This window comes from Mycobacterium sp. (assembly GCF_050701675.1).
GTDB lineage: Bacteria > Actinomycetota > Actinomycetes > Mycobacteriales > Mycobacteriaceae > Mycobacterium.
In genome coordinates, this window is sequence record NZ_JBOGDD010000724.1 from 1 (window position 1) to 2,559 (window position 2,559).

2 protein-coding genes are annotated in these 2,559 nt (G+C 71.2%); both read right to left on the reverse strand.

Going from position 1 to position 2,559, the window contains the following annotated elements; all coding sequences use genetic code 11:
* Positions 1-1,640, reverse strand: a 1,640-nt coding sequence (locus ACRDUX_RS22235) for an MmpA family trehalose lipid delivery protein (protein ID WP_526416562.1), incomplete at its 3' end; no start/stop codon positions are given.
* 20 nt (positions 1,641-1,660) lie between these two features.
* Positions 1,661-2,559, reverse strand: an 899-nt coding sequence (pgfA, locus tag ACRDUX_RS22240) for a cell envelope lipid trafficking protein PgfA (protein WP_526416564.1), incomplete at its 5' end; no start/stop codon positions are given.

Sequence of the window (2,559 nt, forward strand, 5' to 3'; positions counted from 1 at the left end):
CGTCTAGCCCGGCCGAGCGCGCCGGTCAGCATACCCGCGGCCCCCGCGATCAGCGCTGCGAGCCAGACCAGGTGGGCCGCGATCATGACGCCTCGGTGGGCTGCCGGCGGCCGGTCGCCGCCGACCCGGTACACCACGAGATCGTCGTCGGCATGGGCGACGGGCAGCGCCAGCCGTGGCGCGTCCGCACCACCGCCCTCGACGACGACCCAGCCGACGCCTGCCCTGGCCAATTCGGCTGCGCCAGCACCAGACAGCACCAGGGCTTCCACGCCGCGGGCACGCTCACCCTCGCCGGGTACGGTCTGCCCGCCGATCACCAGGTCGCCGGTGCTGAGCACGTCGGCAGACACCCAGCGCGGCAGCGGCTCCAGCACGGGTACGTCCCCCGCCCACGGGTAGTGCCGCATGCTGCCGGGTGGCAGCACCGCGACCGGTCGCGGGGCGGCGTTGATCAGCGCGGCCGCCGTCGTCCACCCCTGCGGGTAGCGCACCGAGGTGACCTTCCCGCCCACCCCCCACGCCAGGTCGGGAAGGACGGCCACCAGCGCGAGGCAACACACCGCAGCCGAGACGCCCTTCGGGACCCTGCGCTGCATGGTGACCAGCGCCGACGCACCCGCCACCGCGTAACCGGGCACCGCCAGTGCGACCCACTTCTGGGCGTCGCGCAGCACACCGAGGCCGGGCAGCACGCGAACGACGGCCTCGACGGCCGCCAAGCCGGGGCCCGTCGCCATCGCTGCCGGCACCACCACCGCGATGGCCGCGAGCGCGATCAGCGGCACCGCCCCCGAACACCGCACCGCCGTCGGTAGGCCCACCGCGACCACCGCGAGCAGAACCACGGTGGCGACGACGGCGAAGAGCGTCATCCGGGAATCCGGTACGGCCTGGCCGTTCCAGATGCCCCCGAGACCGGCGAGGCTCGCCAACGTGCCAAGGCCCGGCTCCGCCCGGGCGGCGAATTGGGGCACGCCGGCCTGGGTCAACGAGAGTGAATCCGCCACCAGCGGCGCGACGAGCCACGGCAGCGCACCGAGCATCGCAGCGCCCAGCGACATTGCGGCGCACAGTCGTCTGGAGCGGCCCGTCCCCGGCGCCGCGCAGCTCACCAGCGCCACCGCCGCCGCGAGCATCAGCCCCGTCGGCGTCAGACCGGCCAGCGCGATCCAGAACAGCACGGGCCACCAGGAGGCGTCACCGTCCTGCGCGCGCAGCCGTAGCACCGCGGCAGCCACCCACGACAGGCAGCCGTACCCGACGAGCAGACTCCAGTGCCCCTGCAGAAGACGTTCTGCGACATAGGGATTCCACACCGCGAGCGTCGCGGCGACGAACTGGCCCGGCATACCGGAGGCGGGAACCACGACCGCGGCCAGACGCGCGGCACCCCAGCCGGCGAGCCACAGCCCGACGATCAGCAACACCTTGACCACCACGCCGCCGTCGACGACGTGCGACGCCAGCGCCACCGCGAAGTCCTGCGGCAGCGCCCGGGGTGCGGCCTCGGTCAGCCCCAACGCGGCGTCGGTCAGATATGCCCGCGGTGTGGATACCGCGTCACGGAGCAGCAGATAACCCGGCGCCAACAGGGGCGCCGTCACCGTCAGGGACAGTGCCAGCGCGTAGGCGGGCACTGCAAGCCGGTACCGAGCGATCAGACTGGTCGGTCCGGTGGCAGGTCCGATGGTCTCTGCGTGGGTATCTTCTCGGTTGCGGCCTCGGCGGCGGGCATCGGACCGGTGTCGGCGGGGCGCCTGCCGAAGAACCCGTGCCCGGTGTCGTCGAGGCCGGGATCGATCAGTGCGGACTCCGCCCTCAGGGTGAACGAGCCGAGCAGCACACCACCCACCAGAGCCAGCAGGCCGACGGCGGTGAAGGTGATCGGCAGGATCCGTCCCCACAGGGAGACGACGTCACCCTCGTCGCGGGCGCTGGCGACCTGCGCCTCGACGGTGTCCTCGTTGGTCGTGACCTTGTAGTCGGCGAACGTGACCTCGGGCTTCAGGGCATCGCGGGCGTAGTAGTGGTAGCCGTGCTCCTCGGCCTTGACGATGGTTCCCGAGACGGGATCCACCCAGAACGTCCGCTGTGCGGCGTAGTACCGGGTCATCGTGATCTGCTCGTCGGGCTCGCCGGGTAGGCCCCACAGCTCGGCACGCGCGGAGACCGTGCTGTCGGCGTCGTCACCGTAGAGCGATGCGTACTTGACCGGATCCACCAGCTTGCCGTCGGCGTCGTAGCCCACGTTCTGGGTGAACCGGAAGGTGTTCAGCCCGTTGACGTCCTCTTCACCGTCGTAGTTGGCGTCGTACGCCTTCTGCGCGATCGGATCGAAGTAGGGGTACGTCTTCTTCTCGGTGTCGAACGGGAAGCGATAGGCCAGACCCTCGTGCGGCAGCGCGACGTTGGTCGGCGGCTGGGGATCGGAGATGCTGCGCGGCTTCTGCACCGAGCCGCCGGGATTGGTGTCGCTCGACACGGCCAATGCGGTCTTGCGGTCCAGCGTGACGGTGTCGACGAGAGCCAGGAGCAGGCCGTTGTCCTTCTGCTTGT